We start from the raw sequence: 20072 nt of genomic DNA, 5'->3' as shown, positions 1-20072 counted from the left end.
CCAGGCACCCTCACCACATCGTCCCCACACCTCCCGGGCTGCGCCACGTCTGCTTCCCCACAGGACCGGTCCTGGCACGCCCCCTGCTCACCGAGGCAACATGAAGAGAACGATCTGGGCGACGGTCGTCACCACGATGACGGTCGTGACCCTCGGCGCCGCGATACCGGCGTACGCCGTCACTCCGCAGGGCACCGCGACAGCCGCCGAAGCCGCGGCCGACCCGGTCGACCCGCCGCTCTACGACCGGACAGTGAGCGGTGGCAAGGTCCGCGTGAACGTGGTCACCGAGACCCTCGCGGACGTCGCCGACGCGGCGAGGGCCGGCGAGAAGAAGCAGGAGTTCGAGACTGTCCCGGTGGTCACCCTCAAGGTGGACCGGGCCGGCCTGGACCGACTCGCCGCGAAGCCGGGCGTGGTCAGCGTCACCGAGGACAAGGTGGAGCTGCCGACCCTGGACCAGAGCGTCCCGCTGATCGGCGGTGACGACGCCGTCGCGGCCGGCAAGACCGGTACGGGACAGGCGATCGCCGTCCTGGACACCGGCGTCGAAACCGGCCACCCGTTCCTGAAGAACCGAGTCGTGGCCGAGGCGTGCTTCTCGCCGAGCGACGCCGAGAGCGGCGTCGTCAGCCTGTGCCCGAACGGAGCCGAAGCACAGGAGGGCACCGGTGCGGCCAACACCGCGGCCGGCGCCTGCGCGACCATGACCTCCTGCGACCACGGTACCCATGTGGCCGGCATCGCCGCGGGCAACGGCGCAGGGATCACGGGCGCTCCCAAGCACGGTGTCGCGCCCGGCGCCAACATCGTCGCCGTCCAGGTCTTCAGCCAGTTCACCACCGAGGAGTTCTGCGGTGGCGCCGCCCCCTGCGTGGGCAGCTACCAGAGTGCCCAGCTCAAGGGCCTGGAGCACGTACTGAAGCTCAAGCGGGCCGGTACGCCGATCGTCGCGGCCAACCTCAGCCTCGGCAACGGCCGTTACGGCACAGCCTGCGACAGCGATCTGCGCAAGCCGCTCGTGGACAGCCTGTTGGGTGCCGGCGTGGCCACCGTGATCGCGGCCGGCAACAACGGTCACACCGACGCGGTGAGCATGCCCGGCTGTATCTCCTCCGCCGTCACGGTCGGCTCCACCACCGACGACGACGAACTGTCCGCCTTCAGCAACCGGGGCGTGCTGCTCGACCTGTTCGCCCCTGGCACGGGCATCGTCTCCTCCGTGCCCGGCGGCACCTACGCCTCCAAGAACGGCACCTCCATGGCCGCGCCGCACGTGGCCGGTACGTACGCCGTGCTCAAGCAGGCCTTCCCCACCAAGACCATCGCCGACCTGACCGCCCTGCTGAAGAACAGCGGCCGAGGCATCGCCTACACCGGTGCCACCACTCCGCGGATCGACCTCGGTTCCGCACTCGGTGGCGGGGGCAACCCCCCGAAACCGGCCGGAATGACCGACTTCAACGGTGACGGCGCGGAGGACCTCGCGATCTCCGACCCGCAGGCCACCGTCGGTGCCGACGCCAAGGCCGGCCTGATCCGCGTCGTGTACGGCGCGGGCAAGGGCACCGCGGAGATCAGCCAGGACCTGGACTGGGTGCCCGGCGGCTCCGAGGCGGACGACTACTTCGGTGAGACCCTGGCCACCGTCGACTGGAACAAGGACGGCTTCACCGACCTGGTCGCCGGAACCCCGAGCGAGTCCGTCGGCACCGCCACCGACGCGGGCTTCGTCGACATCCTCTACGGCGCGGCCGGCGGCCTGGGCGCCGGCACTCTGAAGGCCACGCACCTCGAACAGGGGGCCGGTACGGGTGCGATCGCCGGCTCGGCATCCGAAGCGGGCGACCGGATGGGCCACAGGATCGCCGCCGCGGTGAACGATGCGGGCCGACCGTACCTGATCATCAGCCTGCCCGGAGAATCCCTCGGCGACGCCACACAAGCGGGATCCTCCTTCTACGTGCACGGCACCACCAGCGTGGCGGTGAGCCAGGCGACGGCCGGTGTCCCCGGTGACCCTGAAACAGGCGACCTCTTCGGCTGGTCCGTTGCCGCAGACCAGAACTACCTCGCCATCGGCTCCCCCAACGAGGCCCTGGGCAGCACGGCCAAGGCCGGCGGCGTCGTCATCTTCGACGCCAACCGCTTCGACTCCACCGGCCACCCCCTGCCGCTCGCCGGGCTCGACCAGAACAGCTCCGTCATCTCCGGCGACGCCGAGGCGGGCGACCAATTCGGGTACGCGGTGGCCATGGCCCCGTTCCGGGCCAGCGGTGCCGCAGCCGCCACCGAGTCGATCCTGGCGATCGGTTCACCCGGTGAGAGCGTGACGGTCGGCACCGCGGCCCGCGCGAACGCGGGCCGCGTGGTACAGATCCGCATCAAGCCCGACGGCACCTGGAGCTACCTGCGCGAGCTCAAGCAGGGCGCAGCGGACGACGACGTGACGGGTACCTCCGAGGAGGGGGACCGCATGGGCGAGTACCTCGCCGCCGTCAACACCGCCCCCGCTTCGGTGAGCACCGTGGCGTCCATGCGGCTCGCGGTGGGCACACCCGGTGAGGACATCGGCACCGTCGCCAACGCGGGCGCGATCCACACCTTCTCGCTGGCCGGATCGGCCGGCGCGAACGACCGCTGGCTGGAGGCCGGCAATGGCGTCCCCGGCCCCATCGGCGCCAACCAATACCTGGGCAGGAACATCCACTTCACGGCGACCAAGCTGTACGTGGGCATGCCCTTCGGCCCCCTGGCCACCGGTGCGCTCCACGCGCTGCCGATGTCCAACGTGACACAGGGCGGCACGGTCGCTCCCACCACCACGTACCGGCCCGGCGCCGGTGGCCTCCCGGCCAACGGCGTGGCCTTCGGCTACGCGGCACGGTAGACCGCAGCCGACACGAGCAGCCCCCGAAGGCACCGGCCTTCGGGGGCTGCTCGTACTGTCGCATTCCTGCGCCTGCATGGGCAACGGGGAAAGAATCGTGCATTCGGTGTGCGGTTGTCGGAGGACCCCGGATTCTGAGGGCGCCCGGCCGCGCATCAGCACCGCGTACCCACGCCGGGCGGAAGGGAATTCGCCATGCCCCCCGCCGTCGCCGACCACGACCTCCCGTACCTCAGCGCCACCGAGGCGCGACAGCTGTTCGAGAGCCGGTCCCTGTCGCCGGTCGAACTCGTGCGAGCCGTCATCGACCGTGCCGAGAAGACCGAACCGGTCGTCAACGCCTTCGCCGAACGGCTCTTCGACGAGGCCCTGGAACAGGCCCGGCACGCCGAGGACCGCTTCCTCGGCAAGAACGGACGCTCTCCCCGACCCCTGGAGGGCATTCCCGTCGCCGCCAAGGAGAAGCACGCCATGGCCGGCCGGTCCCTCACCGAGGGTTCGCTCGCCAAGCGGGGCAACGTCGCCACGGAGAACGCTCCCGTCATCGACCGCATCCTGGACGCCGGCGGCATCATCCACGCCCGCACCACCACCCCCGAGTTCAGCATCGCCACCTTCACCCACAGCCGCATCTGGGGCCTCACCCGCAACCCGTGGAACCCGGAGTTCACCCCCGGCGGGTCCTCCGGCGGCTCGGCCGCCGCGCTCGCCGCGGGATCCGCCCTCCTCGCCTCCGCCTCCGACATCGGCGGCTCGACCCGGATCCCCGCCGCGTTCACCGGCACCGTCGGCTTCAAAGCCCCGTACGGCCGCAATCCCGGCTCGGGCGCGCTGGCCGCCGACCACTACCGGGGCGACGGCCCGCTGGCCCGCACGGTGGACGACTGCGTCCTGTTCCAGAACGTCCTCGCGGGCCCCGACCCGCGCGACCACGCCACCATCCGGCCCAAACTGACCCTGCCCACGGCGTACGAGGACGTGACCGGCATGCGCATCGCGCTGTGCGTGCGACTCGGCGCCTACGACGTACACCCCGAGATGGAGGCCAACACCCGGGCCACCGCGCGGGCCCTCGCCGAAGCAGGTGCGCACGTCGAGGAGATCGAACTCCCCTGGACCCAGGACGACCTGCTCACCGCCTTCGCCGGCCACTTCGCGACGATCTTCGCCGAGACCGTCACCGAGGTGGCCGAGCAGCACCGCGACCAGCTCACGTCGTACGCCCAGAACTACGTCGACGTCATGGCCTTCGTCCGCACCCAGGTGACCTACCTCGGCAGCCTCCGCGCGGAGAACCGGCTCCAGACCCAACTGGCGCAGGCCATGGGCCCGTACGACGCCCTGATCTGCCCGACCACGGCCGTGCCGGGCTGGCACGCGGGCGACGACATGACGGGTCAGCGCCTCGTCGTCAACGGAGAGGACCACGGGGAGACGCTCTGGGCCGCCATGACGCTCCCCTTCAACATCAACAACCGCTGTCCCGTTCTCAACGTACCCTCGGGGCAGTCCAGTTGGGGACTCCCGACCGGCGTCCAGATCGTGGGGCACTCCTACGACGACGCGACCGTCTTCCGCGTGGGCAAGGCACTGGAGGGGCTGAGGCCGTGGACGTACACGCCGGACCGACGTCCGGTCCTGTGAAGCACCGATGAAACGGCCGCCGCCGTCCGGCACCGCACTGGAAGGCCCCGCATGACCGATCCCCTGCGCACCGATCCCCTGCACCCGGAAATCTGTGACGCGCCCGCGTCCGAGCTCGCCCGGCGCCTGCGGGCCCGTGAACTGTCCGCCGTCGAGGTCGTGACCGCGCACCTGGAGCGGATCGAGCAGCTCAACCCGACCCTCAACGCGATCGTCACCCTCACCGCCGAACAGGCCCTCAAGGAGGCCGCCGACGCCGACGGCCGTCTCGTACGGGGCGAAGCCGTGGGCCCGCTGCACGGCCTGCCCGTCGCCCACAAGGACACCCACAACACGGCGGGCATCCGCACCACCCACGGCTCCCCGCTCCTCGCCGACCACGTCCCCGAGCACGACGACCTCAGCATCGCGCGCATGCGCGCGGCCGGAGCCATCACCCTCGGGAAGACCAACGTGCCCGAGTTCGGGGCCGGTTCGCACACCTTCAACCCGCTCTTCGGACCCACCCTCAATCCGTACGACACCACGAGGTCGGCCGGTGGCAGCAGTGGCGGCGCGGCGGCGGCCCTGGCTGCGGGACTGCACCCGCTCGCCGACGGCAGCGACATGGGCGGCTCCGTCCGCAACCCCGCCTCGTTCTGCAACGTCGTCGGACTGCGCCCCGCACCGGGCCGGGTGCCGCTGTGGCCGGACTTCACCCCCTGGGCCACCCAGGTCGTCCAGGGGCCGATGGCCCGCACCGTGACCGACGTGGCACTGCTGCTCTCGGTCATGGCCGGGCCCGACCCGCGCTCCCCGGTCTCGATCGAGCAGGACCCCGACGTCTTCGCCGGACCGCTCGACAGCGACGTGGGAGCGCTGCGCGTCGCCTGGTCACCGGACCTGGGCGGCGCGGTGCCCGTCGAGCCGTCGGTGGCCGCCGTCGTCGAGGAGGCGGCGGAGGTCTTCACCGGCCTCGGCTGCACCGTTGTACGGGACTGCCCGGACTTCACCGGGGCGGACGAGGTCTTCCGTACGCTGCGGGCCTGGCAGATGGCGACGGTGCTCGGACCCGCGCTCGCAGCCCATCGCGACCGGGTCAAGCCGTCCCTCGCCGCCAACATCGACCACGGTCTCGGGCTGACCGGCGCCGACCTGGGCCGGGCGGAACTCCGCCACGGCGAACTCTTCCACCGTATGCGGGAGTTCTTCTCCCGGTACGACATACTCCTCCTGCCGACCAGCCAACTCCCGCCGTTCCCTGTGGAGTTCGAGTACCCGGACCGGATCGCCGGGGCGGCCATGGACGACTACCTGGACTGGATGAAGTCCGCCTACTACGTCTCGGCGACCGGCAGCCCCTCGCTCGCGATACCCGGAGGCTTCACCCCGGAGGGGCTTCCGGTGGGCGTCCAGCTCGTCGGCCCCCACCGGGGCGAACTGCCGCTGCTGCGCGCCGGGTTCGCCTTCGAGCAGGCCACCCTGCACGGTCTGCGGCGACCGCCCAGGTGAGCCGTACCGCAGCGACGTGACACGAAGCCGTACGTCGTTGTGGCGAGCCGTGGAGTGAACGGCCGGGTCAGTGCTCCGGAGGGGCCAGCGGGACGCGCCCGGTCGCACGGCCCTGCGCGTCCAGCAGCCAGCCCATCCGCTTGAGGGTGTGCAACGCCACGGTCCGGTCCTTGATCTCCAGGTCCCCGAACGCGTCGGCGAGCTGCGCCTCGAACAGGTCGATGCCCGCCAGCCCGTGCAGCAGGACCTGGACGAGGAGGTTGTGCGGGCCGCTGACCGAGGCGCACAGCCGCACCGGGCCCAGCCGGGCCAGGGCACGCCCCGTCGGCCCGAGCGCGCCGTGCGGTACCGACATGCGGTACACCACCAGGGTCGGGAGCCCGGCGAGCGGGTAGGCCAGGTCGCAGCGCAGCGTGATGTCCCCGTCGCGGAGCATCCGCTGCACCCGCCTGCGCGCCGTGTGCTCGCTCAGTCCCGTGGCGGCCGCGAGCGCGGTGAAGCCGAGGCGGCCGTCGGCGCCGAGGGCGGCCAGCAGGGCCTGGTCCTCGGGCGAGGTCCGGGAGCTTTGACGCGTCGCGTACGAGGCACGGCCGGGCAGCCCCGACGTGCCCAGTTCGGCCCGCCGCGCCGGTTCCATGGCCCTGATGCGCCAGTCGCCGCCCTCGCCGTACAGCGTGATGCCGATCCTCATCCGGGCGGACCGGACTCCGGGCAGGCCGCCGATGACCTCGTGAACGGCCCGGCCGAGGCCCGGCACGTCGGCCGCGGCGACGGAGAGCAACAGGTCGTGGTCGTCGGCCGTCTCGTCGACGCTGAACACCCACGGCAGCGCACTCACGGCCGCGCTCACCTCCGCGAGGGCCCGGGGCCGGCACCGTACCTCGACGAAGGCCACCGTGGTCGTGCGCGCCGAGTCGTAGGCGGTCACCCAGGCGAGTCCCTCGCTGCGCAACCGTTCCCAGCGACGGGCCGCGGTCGTCGCGTCGACACCGATCGCGTGCCCGATCCGCGACCAGGGCGCGCGCGGGGCCGACTGGAGGGCGTCCACGAGTGCCAGGTCCTGCTCGGCGAACCAGGCGTCCCCCTGCGCGGGTTGGGCGAAATCGTGCGCAGGGTTCGTTCGCGAGTAATTTTCCTGCGGTTTCCCGAGATCTTCCGTCACGGAGCGGATCTTAGGGGCACTTCCCGGCCGACATTCAGTTCCGGCCATCGGTGAGAGGAGTCTCATGCCTGCTCCACCCCCGCACGCCGTTCCGGCCGACGCCGCCGAAGCGGCCCGCGCCCAACGGGTCGTCCGGGTCACGGTCGCGCTGCTTTTCTCCGCCTGGCTGATCGACTACGCCGAGCGCCTCGTCATCAACCTCGTCCTGCCGTCCGTCGGCGCGGAGTTCGACCTCGACCGGGGGCAACAGGGCCTGGTCGTCTCCGCCTTCTTCCTCGCCTACGCCCTCTGCCAGATCCCGGGCGGCATGCTCGCCGATCGCTTCGGCGCCCGCAAGGTCGCCACGTGGGCGCTGCTGGCCTGGTCCCTCTTCACCGTTCTGACGGGCTTCGCCTGGTCGTTCGCCGCGCTCCTGGCCCTGAGGTTCCTCTTCGGCGCCGCCGAGGCCATCTTTCCCGCCGCCTCGATGAAGGTGCTGGTCGAACGGACCACGCCGAAGGAACGGATGAGCGCCCAGGGGCTGATCATGAGTTCGAACGCGATCGCGGGAGTCCTCACCCCGCTCGCCGTGGCCCCGCTCATCGCGGTCTTCGGCTGGCGCTCGGCGTTCTTCTCGACCGCCGCACTGGGTGTCTTCGTGGTGCTGGCGCTCCGGCTGTGGCTGCCGGACCCACTGACCCGTACGCGATCCGACGGGTCCGACGGGTCCGACGGGTCCGACAGGTCCGACGCAGCTGGGGCCGGTGTGCGCGTCCGGGTCCGGGACGTACTGCGGATCGGCGTGCTGTGGCGCTTCGCGCTGATCATGTTCGGCTACAACGTGATCGTCTGGGGGCTCACCACGTGGGTCCCCTCCTACCTCAGCGAGGAGCGCGGCCTTCCGCTCACCACCGCCAGCGCGCTCCTGGCCGTACCGGCGCTCGCCTCGGCGAGGGCGACGGTCATCAGCGGGCGGCTCTCCGACAGGCTGGAGGGCAACCACCGCAAGGTGATCGTCCCCGCGATGGCGGTCACCGGGATCGCCCTGCCCCTGATGGCCTTCTCATCCTCGCTCGTCGGGTTCGCCGTCTTCGGCACCCTCGCCGCGTGCAACTTCCCACACTGTCCTGGGCCACGGCGACCCTTGCGCTCATCACCACCATCATGCTCGTGATGTCGATTTGGACGATGCTGCAGCAGCAGCCGTGACCACCCCCAGGGCAGTCTGGCGGTCCGGAGCCACTTCAATGGCTCCGGACCAACGCTCCGGCGCTCGTCGCTGATGGCGGACCAGGGGGGTGCGCCGGCCAGTACCTGGGCAAGGCCGCCTGTGAAGCATCCCCGTGATCTTGGACACTCGTTTTCTATGCCGCGAGGTCGTGGTGGTGCCGCTGTCGGGTCTCGGCTGGGGTGAGGTAGCCGAAGACCTTGTGCTTGCGCAGTCGGCGGCGGTTGTAGAACGTCTCGATGAAGTCGAAGACCTCGGCGCGGGCGGTGGCCCGGTCGGGCCCGAAGCGGGTGCCGATCTCTTCTTTGAGCAAGGCCCAGAAGCTCTCCGCGGCGGCGTTGACGAAGCGGGATCCGGTGCGTCCGCAGCTCTGCCGGAGGCCCAACTTGCTTATTGCATCTCGGAATTGGCTGCTGGTGTATTCCCTGCCGCGGTCCGAATGCACTATGCAGCCGGGTTGGAGACGGCTGCGTCCGGCGGCCATCTCCAGCGCGTCGACGACGAGGCCGGCGCGGTGGTGCTCGGCCATCGAGTAGCCGACGACCTCACGGGCGGCCAGGTCCAGCCAGCAGGCGAGATAGAGGAAGCCCTCGCCGGTGGGCAGGGCGGTGATGTCGCCGACCAGCCTCGTGCCGGGGATCTTGGCGTGGAAGTCGCGGCCGATCAGGTCGGGGGCCGGCTTCGCCTTGTTGTCCGGCCGGGTCAGCGACCTCCGCCCGCGGCGGTGGGCTCCCTGGATGCCGTGCTCGCGCATCAGGCGGGCGATGCGCTTGTGGTTCACGCGTCGCCCCAGGCGCCGCAGTTCGGCATGGATGCGCGGAACCCCGTAGGTGTGGCGGGAGGCGACGTGAATGACGGTGATCTCGTGGGCCAGGGCCTCGTCGGCGGCCTTGCGGGCCGAGCGCGTCCTGGCCGCGGCGAGCCAGGCGTAGAAGGAGGAGCGGGCCACCTTCAGCAGCCGGCACAGGAAAGCGACGCCGTGGGTGGTCTTCTCCGCCTCGATGAACGCGCACGTGTCGTTCACCGATCGCTCTCCTTCGCGAAGAAGACCGCGGCTTTTCGCAGCACCTCGATCGTCTATGCCTGTTCGGCGTTCTGCCGACGCAATCGCTTGAGCACTTCGCGTTCGGCCGTGGTGAGCTCTCCCGGAGCGCCCTCGCCCCGATCGGCCTTTGCCCGGCGGTACCAGCCGCGCAGGGAATCGGAGCTGATGCCCAGCTCCCGGGCGACCGCCGTCACTGTCTTGCCCGAGGAATCGACGAGCTCGATCGCGTCGCGCTTGAACTCCTCGGTGTACCGCTTTCTGTACTTGCTTCCCACCTGGTGCTACTTCCTCTGGAACCTCAGGTCCCAGTCTCCAGGTGTCCACGATCAAGGGGAAGGCTCATGACGGCCATCGCCCTCAACATCGAGCGCCTCGCCCACCAGGCCCCCCACTTCCCCCTACCGCCCCAGGCGACCCACAGCGTTCCAGCAGTACCTTGAAGCCCGCGAGCTACCCCGCTCCCTCTGGTGGCGCCAAGGCAAATGACCTTGGAACCTCGAGATTCTCGACAGGGTCGTTCAATATCTAGGCAACTGGGGTGTCTTCTCGGTGGGCTCCGTATCCGCCCCCCCCGCCTCGCCGGCTCGGGCTCCGTGTCCGGTCCCCACCTCACGGGATCGGGCGTCGAGCGCCGTCGTCTACGACACCGGTCCGGACCCGGCGCGCTCCGCGGTGGTCGTTGCGCAGTCCCCGACCGCCAGCGTCGGGCGGGCGGCCGACTGCGGATGTGGTCCCACAGCCGGCCGGGCGGCGGGGAACCGGGCGGCAGTCTGTCGCAGGGCGAGTTCGCGTGCGACAGCCATGTCGCTGAACGGGATCAGTTCCTCCCGCACGGTCTGGTGCGGTTCGCTGCCCTTGCCCGCGAGAAGGACGATGTCGTCCGGCCCTGCCGCTGACAGCGCGAAGGCGATCGCCTCGCGCCGGTCGGCCAGCCGCTCGAACGGCGTGCCCGTTGAGGCGAGGCCGGGTGCGATCTCGTCCAGGACCGCCTCCGGGGCCTCGTTGCGCGGGTTGTCCGAGGTCAGGACGCACAGGTCGGAGTACGTCCCGGCGATCCTTCCCATGTCGGCCCGTTTCGTGGTGTCCCGGTCGCCGCCGCAGCCGAACACGGTGATCACCCGGGCACGCGAGTAGCCGCCGATTGCGGTGAGCACCTTCTCCAGGGAGTCGGGGGAGTGTGCGTAGTCCACGATCACCGAGGTGCCGTCCGGGGTCTCGAAGCGCTCGAACCGGCCGGGGACCGGCGGCATCTGGGCCAGCGCGGCGACGAGGGAGTCCAGCTCGTGCCCCAGGACGTGGCAGGAGGCCAGGGCCGCGAGCGCGTTGGCGACGGCGTACCGGCCCGGGAACGGAATGGCGGCCGGGCGGGCGCGCCCGCCGTGGTGGAGGGTGAACCGTGTGCCCGACGCACTCACCACCAGGTCGGTGGCCCGGTAGTCCGCCGGATTGTCGAGGGCGTACGTGGTCACGGCGCCCGGCATCATCGCGGTGATCCCCGCCCCGACCGGGTCGTCGGCGTTGACGACAGCGTGCCGGCACAGGCCCTGGAAGAGCCGGAGTTTGGCGTCCCGGTAGTTGGCCATCGTGCCGTGGTCGTCCAGGTGGTCCTGGGTCAGGTTGGTGAACACCCCAACGTCGATGAACGTACGGTCCACCCGGTGGGTCAGCAGCGCCATCGAGGTGGCTTCGAGCACCACGCAGGTTGCCGCCCGGTCGCGCATGTACCCCAGGAGGTACTGGAGGTCGGGCGACTCGGGGGTCGTGAGCACCGAGGGCGGCATCGGGATCAGCGCGTCGCCGATCCGGCTGCCCGACGTCCCGATGACTCCCACCTCGGCCGCCGCGGAGAGCCGCAGTACGGACTCGACCATGTACGACACCGAGGTCTTGCTGTTGGTCCCGGTGACCGCCACCATGGCCATCTCCCGCCCCGGCTCGCCGTAGTACCGGGAGGCCACCACCGCGGCGGCCCGCCGGGCGTCCGGCACCCGCACGGTGCACCTGCTCGCGGGCCAGAGCGACTCCGGGAGCGCGGGGTCGGCCCCCTCGACGAGGACGGCCGCCGCTCCACGGGCGAACGCAGCCGGGATGGAGGCGCTCCCGCCCTCCCGGTGACCGGGCACGGCGACGAAGACGGAACCGGGAGTGACCCGGTCGACGTCGAAGGTCGCGCCCGCGGTGATCGGCGTCGTACCCGGGTCGCCCTGGAGTACCTGGTGTTCCTGCCCGGCTAGCAACTCGCTCAACTGCACATGGATCCCTTCGAAGTGGCACGGCCCGTTGAACGCGGGCGCAGCCGGGCGGCAGCACCGGCGGTGGCTGGACGCTGCTGTGGTGAGGCGGAACCGAGCGCGGTGCTCGCTCGGGTCGGACCGGGCAGCTCACGACCCGTCAGAAAGACCCGGTATCCGGGCGTGGTGGCGCGGCGCACCGGCAGGGGGCGCTCACATGCTGATACAGGGCGAATCCGCCATCGGGCGCACGCAGTGGGATGTGCTGGCGGAGGAGCCGGGGAAACCGGCTGGATCGTTCGCCGCTACTTGAAGCTACAGCGTGTTTCGTGCGGTGGCCAACCGTCTCCGTGCGGTAAGGCCATGGAGCCCACTAAGGAGGCCAGTTCGCTCGATGCCGGCGCGCGCCACTACTGGGTTGCCGTGGCCGGGTCCGGCCGGGCCGTCTCCCAACCTGCCGCGCACAGTGTCCCCGCGACCGCGGCTCTGTAAGGGGCGCAGGCGAGCCAATGCGTGCACAAGGGGGCGCCCTGGCAACCATGGGAACCAACCACAGGGTGCGCCCTACCCGCCATGGAGGCCGCAACCGGCTGCTGAAGACCACGGTCGGAGCGGCTGTCGCCGAGTACACCTACGACCCTGCTGGTGGATGCTGGCTCCCGGCTCCCGGTCGAGCTGTGGGCAGGCCGCGACGCCGGGCAACTGGCCGTCTGGCTGCGGGCGCATCCCGGTGTTGAGGTCGTCTGCCGGGACGGCTCACTGGTATATCGGCAGGGCATCGCCGACGGCGCTCCGGAAGCGGTGCAGGTCGGCGACCGCTTCGGTGTGTGGCAGGGCTTGTCGAAGCGGGTCGGGGACATCGCCGCCGCACACCGCAGTTGCCTGTCCGTAGCGGTTCCCGATCCTGGAGCCGCACTACCGCCACCGACCCAGGCGGCACCATCCGATGAGACCGACACCCGTGCCCGCCAGCACGCGAAGACCCTGTTCGATGCGGTGCACGCGGTGACCGACACCGGCATCTCGCTTCACGCCGCCGCCCGCCAGCTGGGCTTGAACTGCCGCACCGTGGCCAAGTACGCCCGAGCAACTACCTGGCAGGAGACGTGTACGCCGCGCTCCCTGCCTCCCGCCGGCCTACCAGCCTCGACCCGTCCCTGGAGTATCTGCAGCAGCGATGGGAGGAGGGCGAGCACACCGCGACGGTGCTGCACCAGGAGATTGTCGCCAAGGGCTACCGGGGCCACTACCAGCGGGTCAAGATGGCCATCGCGCCGCTTCGCCGGGGTATGCCGGTCGACACACCGCACCAACGGCCCCCCTCACACCGGCAGGCAGCCCGCTGGATCACCACCACGCCGTTCCGGCGCGGCCTACACGCCACCGAGGCACTGAGGCGGCTTTTCGATCACTGCCCAGAACTGAACCAAACCCATGACCTGGTACGCCAGTTCGCCGCCATGCTCGATTCCCACGACGCCACCTTGCTGACGCGACGCAACGACTCGGCCAACTCACCACCCCCGGCCTCCCGGCCCTGGTCAGCCCGGCCCACGCCATCCGCGAAGACCAGCCCGTAGTCATCCAGGGCATCACCACCCGGTTCAACTCCGGCGTCTACGAAGGCCGCATGACCGAGCTGAAACTCCCAAAGCGGATCATGACCGGACGCGCGGGGGTGCCCCTCCTGCGCCACCGCGTCAACCTCATCCGGGTCTGCTGCACGATCGGGTGACATCTGAACTGGCTGGCCCTGTGCGGCGGGTGGGAAGGATGTCGTTGTGCCGAAGCCTTATCCGGAGGAGTTCCGGGACGATGTGGTGCGGGTCGCGAAGAACCGCGGCCCGGGTGTGACGCTGGAGCAGGTGGCCACCGATTTCGGTGTTCACGTGATGACGCTGTCGAAGTGGATGCGCCGGGCGGACATCGACAACGGGGTGAAACCCGGTACGAGCAGCCAGGAGAACGCGGAACTGCGGGAAGCACGGCGGCGGATCAAGCTCCTGGAGCAGGAGAACGAGGTCCTGCGCCGGGCGGCGGCCTATCTGTCGCAGGCGAACCTGCCGGGGAAAAGGATCTATCCGCTCGTGAAGGAGCTGGCCACGGGTGGGGTGCCCGTCACCGTCACATGCCGGGTCCTGAAGCTCGCCCGCCAGCCCTACTACCGCTGGCTGGAACGGCCAGTCACAGAAGCCGAGTTCGAGGAGGCCGTCCGTGCGAACGCGTTGTTCGACGCCCACCGCGAGGACCCGGAATTCGGCTACCGATTCCTCGCCGACGAAGCCCGCGACGCGGGGTCGGTCATGGCGGAGCGGACCGCATGGCGGATCTGCCGGGACAACAAGTGGTGGAGCGTGTTCGGCAAGAAACGCGGCAAGGTCAAGAAGCCCGGCCCGCCGGTGCACGACGACCTCGTCCGACGCGCCTTCACCGCGGACGGCCCGAACCGGCTCTGGCTCACCGATATCACCGAACACGCCACAGCAGAAGCAAAGTTGTACCTCTGCGCGGTCAAGGACGTCTTCAGCAAACGGATCGTCGGCTACTCCATCGACGCACGGATGAAGTCCCGCCTGGCCGTCACGGCCCTGGACAACGCTGTTGCCCGCCGCGGGAACGTCGCCGGATGCGTGCTGCACAGCGACCGAGGATCGCAAGGCGGATTCAACCGGTTGTCGCAACACCTCGTGATCAGCGAGGTGCGGGATGGTTCGTCGTCAGCAGACAGCCGATCGGGCGATTCGCCCGAAGCTGAGGTCCCCGGGGCATCCGAAATTTCAGCGTCAAATTGAAGCTGCATTCTGGGATGAGATCGCCAAGGGACTTCTCCCGGAAGAAGCGGCCGGAGTTATCGGCGTGGCGCCGGCGGTGGCTTCGCGCTGGTATCGGCAGTGTGGCGGCATGCGACCGTTCGATCCGAAGCCCCATTCGGGCAGGTATCTGTCGTTCTCCGAGCGGGAGGAGATTGCGCTGCTCAACGCTCAAGGCATGGGCGTTCGTGAGATCGCTCGGCAAGTCGGCCGTGATGCGGGGACGATCTCCCGTGAGTTGCGGCGCAATGCGGCTACCAGGGGCGGGAAGCCCGATTACCGGGCATCGGTCGCGCAATGGAAATCGGACATGGCCGCCCGCCGCCCGAAGACATCGAAGCTGGTCGCCGATCCGCGGTTGCACGCCTACGTCCAGGAGCGACTGTCCGGAGAGATCAGCACGTCTGGCGGTATGGCGATCGCAGGACCGGCGACAGACGCGTGGGCGGGACGGAACAAGCCGCACCGCAAGGACCGCGCGTGGGTGCAGGCGTGGAGTCCGGAGCAGATCGCGAACAGGATCAAGCTTGATTTCCCGGATGATGAGTCCATGCGCATCAGTCACGAGGCGATCTACCAGGCTCTCTACATCCAGGGCCGTGGGGCGTTGAAGCGGGAGCTGATCCTGTGCCTTCGAACAGGCCGTGCGTTGCGTGCCCCGCGCGCTCGCTCGCGCCGCAAGACCTGGGCGCATGTGACGCCTGAAGCGCTGATCAGCGAGCGGCCGGCCGAGGTCGAGGACCGTTCCGTTCCCGGTCACTGGGAGGGTGACCTGATCATCGGGCTGGAGCGTTCCGCGATCGGCACTGTCGTCGAGCGGTCGACTCGATTCACGATGCTGGTTCACCTGCCGCGGGAGGAAGGCTACCGGCATAAGCAATCGGTCAAGAATGGTCCTGCGCTGGCCGGTTATGGGGCGATCACGATGAAGACCGCACTCGCCGACACGATGTCGACGCTGCCCGGACAACTCACACGATCGCTGACATGGGACCGAGGAAAGGAGATGTCGGCGCATGCGCAGTTCAGAGTCGAGACCGGAATTCCAGTCTTCTTCGCCGACCCACACAGTCCATGGCAGCGCGGCACGAACGAGAACACCAATGGGCTCCTGCGCCAGTACTTCCCGAAAGGCACCGATCTCTCACGGTGGTCCGCCGAGGAAATCGAGGCCGTCGCTCACACTCTCAACAGCAGGCCCCGTAAGACGCTCGGCTGGAGGACGCCCGCCGAAGCACTTAACGAGCAGCTACAGTTGCTCCATCAAGCCGGTGTTGCAACGACCGGTTGAATCCGGCCAATACCGTGCCACCCGCTACACCGAACGCCTCGCCGACGAAGCGGCCGTGGCCTCGGTCGGCTCCAAGGGCGACAGCTACGACAATGCCCTCGCCGAGGCGTTCAACAGCCTTTTCAAGGCCGAACTGATCCGCAACAAGGGCCCCTGAACGTCCATCAACGACGTCGAGTACATCGACCGGTTCAACCAGCGCCGGCTGCACGGCGAGCTCGGCCACGTCACCCCCGCCGAACACGAGGCCGCCTACTACGTGGCCGAACCCCGTGCGTCACTCCAGAAAACCAGCTAACCCACTCTCCACGAAACCCGGGGCTTGACACAGCGGACGGTACCGAAATCAACGTTTCCGACTGCTGCTTGGCGGTCGACCGGTAGCGTCTCCGTTCGCCACCCGCCCACAGGAACGCAGCCGGGCCGGGGCCGTCGAGAGCTGAAGGAGCGTGTACTCATGATGAATGTGGAGACGTCTTTGAAAGAGGCGATGACCTCGATCGAGGGCAGCGTGGGAGCTGCGCTGGTCGACTACACGAGCGGCATGGCACTGGGTACGCTGGGCGGTGGCAAGGACCTCGATCTGACGGTGGCCGCTGCAGGAAACACCGACGTGATCCGGGCGAAACTTCACGCCATGGAAATGCTGGGCCTCAAGGAGGACATCGAGGACGTGCTGATCACTCTCAGCGGTCAGTACCACCTCATCCGGCTACTCAGGGGCAGGGGGAGCAACGGTCTGTTCCTGTACCTCGTCCTGGACAAGGGCAGGGCGAACCTGGCCATGGCCAGGCACCAGCTCAAGCGCATCGAGGCCGAACTGGAGTTGTAACCGCTTTCCTGCCTCCCGGCTCCCCATGCCCGCAAGTTGAAGAATTCTTCAACTCGGAACATCCGAATGTGATGGGCCGCGAGTGTGTCGGAGCCGGGAGGGGGAGGATGGTGGCAGTTGTGCGCCGGGGAAACGCCGGGTCCAGCTGGCGACTCACGGGATGATCGGACTCGGGTGGGAGTGTTGTTGCATGCAGGTGCCGCTGTACCAGGCGAAAGCCGAATTCTTCCGCATGCTCGGGCATCCCGTCCGGATCCGCGTGCTGGAACTGCTCCAGAACGGGCCCGTGCCCGTGCGCGACCTGCTGAACGAGATCGAGGTCGAACCGTCCAACCTGTCCCAGCAACTCGCGGTGCTGCGCCGGTCCGGAATCGTCGTCTCCATCCGTGACGGCGCCACCGTCAGCTACGCCCTGGCCGGGGGCGACGTGGCGGAACTCCTACGGGCCGCGCGACGCATTCTCACGGAACTGCTCTCCGGGCAGAACGAGTTACTTGCGGAACTCCAGCACGCGGACGCCAATGCGGAGACCAGCTCGTCCACGAGGTGACACATCCGTCCCGGTAAGACACTCGAGCAGAAGACACCCGCCGAGGCGTTCAGCGAGCGGCTCCTGTTGCTCCCGCAAGCCGGTGTTGCAACGACAGGTTGCGTGAGTACGTACAGGACCGGCATGCCGGCAGCGTCCGCCGCCCCGACACACGATCGTCACCGGACCCAGGACATCCGCGTGGAAGGGGCTGAACAAGCCGCACCGGCAGGACCGGCGCTGGGCGACGGCATGGAGCCCGGAACAGATCTCGCACCGCCGCCCTGTCTGCGCGGTCGCAGAACAAACCGCAAGGGCACGTCACCGCGGACGTCATCCTCAGCGAACGCCCCGCCGAAGCCGCAGACCGCGTGGTTTCCGGACACTGGCAAGGCGATTTGATCATCAGGACGGATCGCTCCGCGATCGGCACGCTGGTCGAGCGCAGCAGCCGCTCCACGCTCCTGGTGCACCTGCCCCGGCTCGTGGGCTGGGGCGAGAATCCGCCCGTGAAGAACGGCCCCTCAGTCGGAGGCTATGGCGCGATCGCGATGAACGCAGCGCTCACCGCCTCGATGACGCAGCTGCCCGAGTAGCTACGCGAAACCCTCACCTGGGACCGCGGAAAGGAACTCTCCGGCCACGCCCAGTTCGCCCTCGATACCGGGACGAAGGTGTTCTTCGCCGATCCCCGCTCACCCTGGCAACGACCAACGAACGAGAACATAAACGGCTTGCTGCGTCAGTACTTCCCGAAGAGCTCGTACCAGGATCTTGTTGAAGTGCCCCGGTCGGGCGTGACTGTCGTGACGATCTGATCGTTTGGGTGAGTGTGACGACTTGGCTGTGGATGGTGGACGGCGACTTGTGGGCATTGGTCGAGCCGCTGCTGCAGCCCTGGCCCGAGCGGTCGCCGGGGCCAAAGCCGGTGAACGACCGGATGTGCCTACAGGGCGTCCTGTAGGTCCTGCACCAGGACCTCGCCTGGCAACTTCTGTCCGTGGAGCTGGGGTTCGGCTCCGGAAAGACCTGCTGGCGGCGGCCGGACCGGTGCCAACAGGTCGGTTTCTTTCAGCAGTTGCACCGGATCCTCCTCGCGAAGCTGAACGCGGCCGGCGCACCCGACTGTTCCCGTGCGTGCGTGGATGGCTCCCGCATCCGCGCGAAGGGGGGAGCCTCGACCGGCCCGTCGCCGGTCGACCACCGGGAAACGGGCAGCAAGCACCACCTGATCTGCGACGGACGCGGCACCCCGCTCCACGTCGTCACCACCGCGGCGTACGTCAACGGCATCACCCAGGCCCTCGCCCTGGTCGACGGTCTGCCGCCGGTGGCCGGACGACCCGGCCGACCGCGACGTCGCCCCGACACTCTGCTGGGCGACAAGGCGTACGACTCCAAGGCCGTCCGGCGCGGACTGCGCAATCGCCGTACTCTGCCCGTGATCTCCCGCAAGGGCGCCCCGAACATCAAGGGCCCGGGCAAGCTCCGCTACGTCGTCGAGCAGACCTTCGCCCCGCTCCACCGGTTCAAGCGCCTCGCCGTGCGCTGGGAACGACGACCCGAACTCCACGATGCCTACGTCTCGTTGGCCTGCGGCCGGATCTGCCGGGGGCTGCCAGGTGAGTTGTCGGCAGGTGGGGCAGGTGGGGCAGGTGCCGGTCCAGGTGGCGATGAGGTGTTGGGGGAGGTCCAGGGCCTGGTGGAGGGTCAGGCCCTGGCAGGGGCTTTTGGGCTGGTCCGCTGTTCGGTCAGGAACAGGTGGGCGGCGGTGACGAGGGTGACGTGGCGGTGCCAGCCGGTGAACGAGCGGCCCTCGAAGTGGTCCAGGCCCAGGGCCGTCTTGAGCTCACGGCAGTCGTGCTCGATCCGCCAGCAGGCTTTCGCCAGGCGGACGAGGTCCTTGGGCGGGAGGTCGGCGGGCAGGTTCGAAATCCAGTACTTCACCGGCTCACTCCCGCCTTCGGGCCACTGGGCGATCAACCAGACAGGCGGGATCGTCCCATCGTCGCCACAGGACTTGGACCGTCGCCCGGCCAGCCTCACCCGCAGGAACACGAAGTGCGGACTCACGGCTGCCTTCGAGCCCTTGCGCCAGGTCACGGTCCGCCCGCTGCTGCGGCCCGCGGCCAGCACGTGCTGGCGCAGGGAGACCGGGTTGGTGCGGTAGCGGGGCAGCGGCCGAGGTCTCAGACCGCCGTAAGCCGACTGGTGGGGTGCGGCCCCCTCGCCGTAGGCGGTCATCTCGGCCGTGGTCTGCAGGACGTAGACCAGGCCGCTGTCTTCCAGACTGCTGCGGAAGTCGGCGTTGGCGCGGTAGCCGGTGTCCGCGACCAGGACCGCGGGCCGCAGTCCGGTCGCGGCAAGCTCATCGAGCATGTCCAGGGCGAGCTGCCACTTGGGCCGGTGGTGCTCGGCCTCGGGTATCCGGCAGGCCCGCCGACGGGCTGCGGCTTCGGGCCCGTCCCAGGCGGCGGGCAGGAACGGCCGCCAGGACAGGCGACATGAGTCTCTTCGGCACTGCTGACCGCCTCGCCGGCATTGGCGGCGTTGCTCCCGTGCCCCGCGACTCCGGCAAGATCAACGGTAACCTCCGCCGCCCGCGCCGCCACAACCGCCGACTCCAACGAGTCTTCTACATCTCCGCGTTGTTCAGCATCCGCCACTGCGAGGACCCCCGCCGGTTCTACGACCGCAAACACTCCGAGGGCAGGCGTCACATCCAGGCTGTCCTCTCCCTGGCTCGCCGCCGCGTCAACGTCCTCTGGGCACTCCTACGCGACGGACGGACCGACGAACTCGCACCACCAAGCACACTCGCGGCTTGACAGACCGCATTAGGAATCACTGAGTGTTTTCAGAGTGGCCACTGATCGGGTGATGGGCCGGTGTGAGCAACGGACAGGGCTCCCGTGCCGTTGAGGGAGGTGTTCGACGTCT

At 69.2% G+C, this 20072-nt stretch carries 14 protein-coding genes and 4 pseudogenes; 13 read left to right on the top strand and 5 right to left on the bottom strand.

Features of this window, described 5'->3' with window-relative positions:
* Positions 1-100: 100 nt before the first annotated feature.
* The 3 genes from ACIA73_RS35795 to ACIA73_RS35785 all read left to right on the top strand — a co-directional run bounded on the left by ACIA73_RS35795 (position 101) and on the right by ACIA73_RS35785 (position 6025).
* Positions 101-2890, top strand: coding sequence for a S8 family serine peptidase (locus tag ACIA73_RS35795; RefSeq protein ID WP_399443116.1), 2790 nt, complete (start codon positions 101-103; stop codon positions 2888-2890).
* 195 nt (positions 2891-3085) lie between these two features.
* Positions 3086-4534, top strand: coding sequence for an amidase (locus ACIA73_RS35790; RefSeq protein WP_399443114.1), 1449 nt, complete (start codon positions 3086-3088; stop codon positions 4532-4534).
* A 51-nt stretch (positions 4535-4585) separates the two neighbouring features.
* On the top strand, positions 4586-6025 hold the full coding sequence (locus ACIA73_RS35785) for an amidase (RefSeq protein ID WP_399443113.1): 1440 nt from the start codon (positions 4586-4588) through the stop codon (positions 6023-6025).
* Between the two features lie 67 nt (positions 6026-6092).
* Here the strand turns inward: ACIA73_RS35785 and ACIA73_RS35780 are convergent, their stop codons facing one another.
* Entirely contained in the window at positions 6093-7187 is a 1095-nt protein-coding gene (locus tag ACIA73_RS35780) for an Lrp/AsnC family transcriptional regulator (protein ID WP_399443112.1), read from the bottom strand.
* A 64-nt stretch (positions 7188-7251) separates the two neighbouring features.
* Here ACIA73_RS35780 and ACIA73_RS35775 point away from each other — a divergent pair, with 64 nt between their 5' ends.
* A complete protein-coding gene (locus tag ACIA73_RS35775; RefSeq protein WP_399443111.1) occupies positions 7252-8340 on the top strand; it encodes an MFS transporter in 1089 nt (362 codons plus the stop codon).
* 190 nt (positions 8341-8530) lie between these two features.
* On the opposite strand, the gene ACIA73_RS35770 is transcribed toward ACIA73_RS35775, so the two are convergent.
* The 3 genes from ACIA73_RS35770 to ACIA73_RS35760 all read right to left on the bottom strand — a co-directional run bounded on the left by ACIA73_RS35770 (position 8531) and on the right by ACIA73_RS35760 (position 11691).
* Positions 8531-9475, bottom strand: a complete 945-nt coding sequence (locus ACIA73_RS35770; RefSeq protein WP_399443198.1) for an IS3 family transposase — start codon at positions 9473-9475, stop codon at positions 8531-8533.
* A complete protein-coding gene (locus ACIA73_RS35765) occupies positions 9472-9714 on the bottom strand; it encodes a transposase (RefSeq protein WP_399443197.1) in 243 nt (80 codons plus the stop codon). Before ACIA73_RS35765 ends, ACIA73_RS35770 begins: the two co-directional genes overlap by 4 nt.
* Before the next feature lie 363 nt (positions 9715-10077).
* Positions 10078-11691: a UDP-N-acetylmuramoyl-L-alanyl-D-glutamate--2,6-diaminopimelate ligase gene (locus ACIA73_RS35760; protein WP_399443110.1), complete on the bottom strand. Its 1614-nt coding sequence runs from the start codon at positions 11689-11691 to the stop codon at positions 10078-10080.
* 1085 nt (positions 11692-12776) lie between these two features.
* Here ACIA73_RS35760 and ACIA73_RS35755 point away from each other — a divergent pair.
* From ACIA73_RS35755 to ACIA73_RS35720, 8 genes and pseudogenes are all read left to right on the top strand, one after another.
* Positions 12777-13250, top strand: a complete 474-nt coding sequence (locus ACIA73_RS35755) for a hypothetical protein (protein WP_399443109.1) — start codon at positions 12777-12779, stop codon at positions 13248-13250.
* Between the two features lie 201 nt (positions 13251-13451).
* Entirely contained in the window at positions 13452-14462 is a 1011-nt protein-coding gene (locus ACIA73_RS35750) for an IS3 family transposase (RefSeq protein WP_399443108.1), read from the top strand.
* Complete coding sequence (locus ACIA73_RS35745) at positions 14377-15771, top strand: IS30 family transposase (protein ID WP_399443107.1); 1395 nt, start codon at positions 14377-14379, stop codon at positions 15769-15771. Before ACIA73_RS35750 ends, ACIA73_RS35745 begins: the two co-directional genes overlap by 86 nt.
* 7 nt (positions 15772-15778) lie before the next feature.
* Positions 15779-15925: pseudogene (locus ACIA73_RS35740) on the top strand (IS3 family transposase); the annotation flags it as partial.
* A 303-nt stretch (positions 15926-16228) separates the two neighbouring features.
* Positions 16229-16603 carry a hypothetical protein gene (locus ACIA73_RS35735; protein WP_399443106.1) on the top strand — a complete coding sequence of 125 codons (375 nt, stop codon included), beginning with the start codon at positions 16229-16231 and terminating at the stop codon, positions 16601-16603.
* Between the two features lie 190 nt (positions 16604-16793).
* Positions 16794-17153 (top strand): ArsR/SmtB family transcription factor, encoded by a 360-nt coding sequence (locus tag ACIA73_RS35730; protein ID WP_399443105.1) that lies wholly within the window; start codon positions 16794-16796, stop codon positions 17151-17153.
* A gap of 74 nt (positions 17154-17227) precedes the next feature.
* Positions 17228-17896 (top strand): annotated as a pseudogene (locus ACIA73_RS35725) (IS30 family transposase); the annotation flags it as partial.
* Positions 17897-17982: 86 nt separating this feature from the next.
* A pseudogene (locus ACIA73_RS35720) lies at positions 17983-18729 on the top strand (IS5 family transposase); the annotation flags it as partial.
* A 113-nt stretch (positions 18730-18842) separates the two neighbouring features.
* Here the strand turns inward: ACIA73_RS35720 and ACIA73_RS35715 are convergent.
* A complete protein-coding gene (locus tag ACIA73_RS35715) occupies positions 18843-19613 on the bottom strand; it encodes an IS701 family transposase (RefSeq protein WP_399443196.1) in 771 nt (256 codons plus the stop codon).
* Between the two features lie 5 nt (positions 19614-19618).
* Here ACIA73_RS35715 and ACIA73_RS35710 point away from each other — a divergent pair.
* Positions 19619-19960, top strand: a pseudogene (locus ACIA73_RS35710) (transposase); the annotation flags it as partial.
* Positions 19961-20072 lie beyond the last annotated feature (112 nt).

The sequence above is a fragment of the Streptomyces sp. NPDC051561 genome (genome assembly GCF_044454195.1).
Lineage (GTDB): Bacteria > Actinomycetota > Actinomycetes > Streptomycetales > Streptomycetaceae > Streptomyces.
This window is presented reverse-complemented; position numbering and strand designations above follow the sequence as displayed.

What these genes read in the sequence shown, in the direction of transcription:
- ACIA73_RS35795 (WP_399443116.1), top strand. Translation starts at nt 101, where the DNA reads ATGAAGAGAACGATCTGGGCGACGGTCGTCACCACGATGACGGTCGTG.
- ACIA73_RS35775 (WP_399443111.1), top strand. Translation starts at nt 7,252, where the DNA reads ATGCCTGCTCCACCCCCGCACGCCGTTCCGGCCGACGCCGCCGAAGCG.
- ACIA73_RS35735 (WP_399443106.1), top strand. Translation starts at nt 16,229, where the DNA reads ATGATGAATGTGGAGACGTCTTTGAAAGAGGCGATGACCTCGATCGAG.
- ACIA73_RS35730 (WP_399443105.1), top strand. Translation starts at nt 16,794, where the DNA reads ATGCAGGTGCCGCTGTACCAGGCGAAAGCCGAATTCTTCCGCATGCTC.
- ACIA73_RS35745 (WP_399443107.1), top strand. Translation starts at nt 14,377, where the DNA reads ATGGTTCGTCGTCAGCAGACAGCCGATCGGGCGATTCGCCCGAAGCTG.
- ACIA73_RS35785 (WP_399443113.1), top strand. Translation starts at nt 4,586, where the DNA reads ATGACCGATCCCCTGCGCACCGATCCCCTGCACCCGGAAATCTGTGAC.
- ACIA73_RS35790 (WP_399443114.1), top strand. Translation starts at nt 3,086, where the DNA reads ATGCCCCCCGCCGTCGCCGACCACGACCTCCCGTACCTCAGCGCCACC.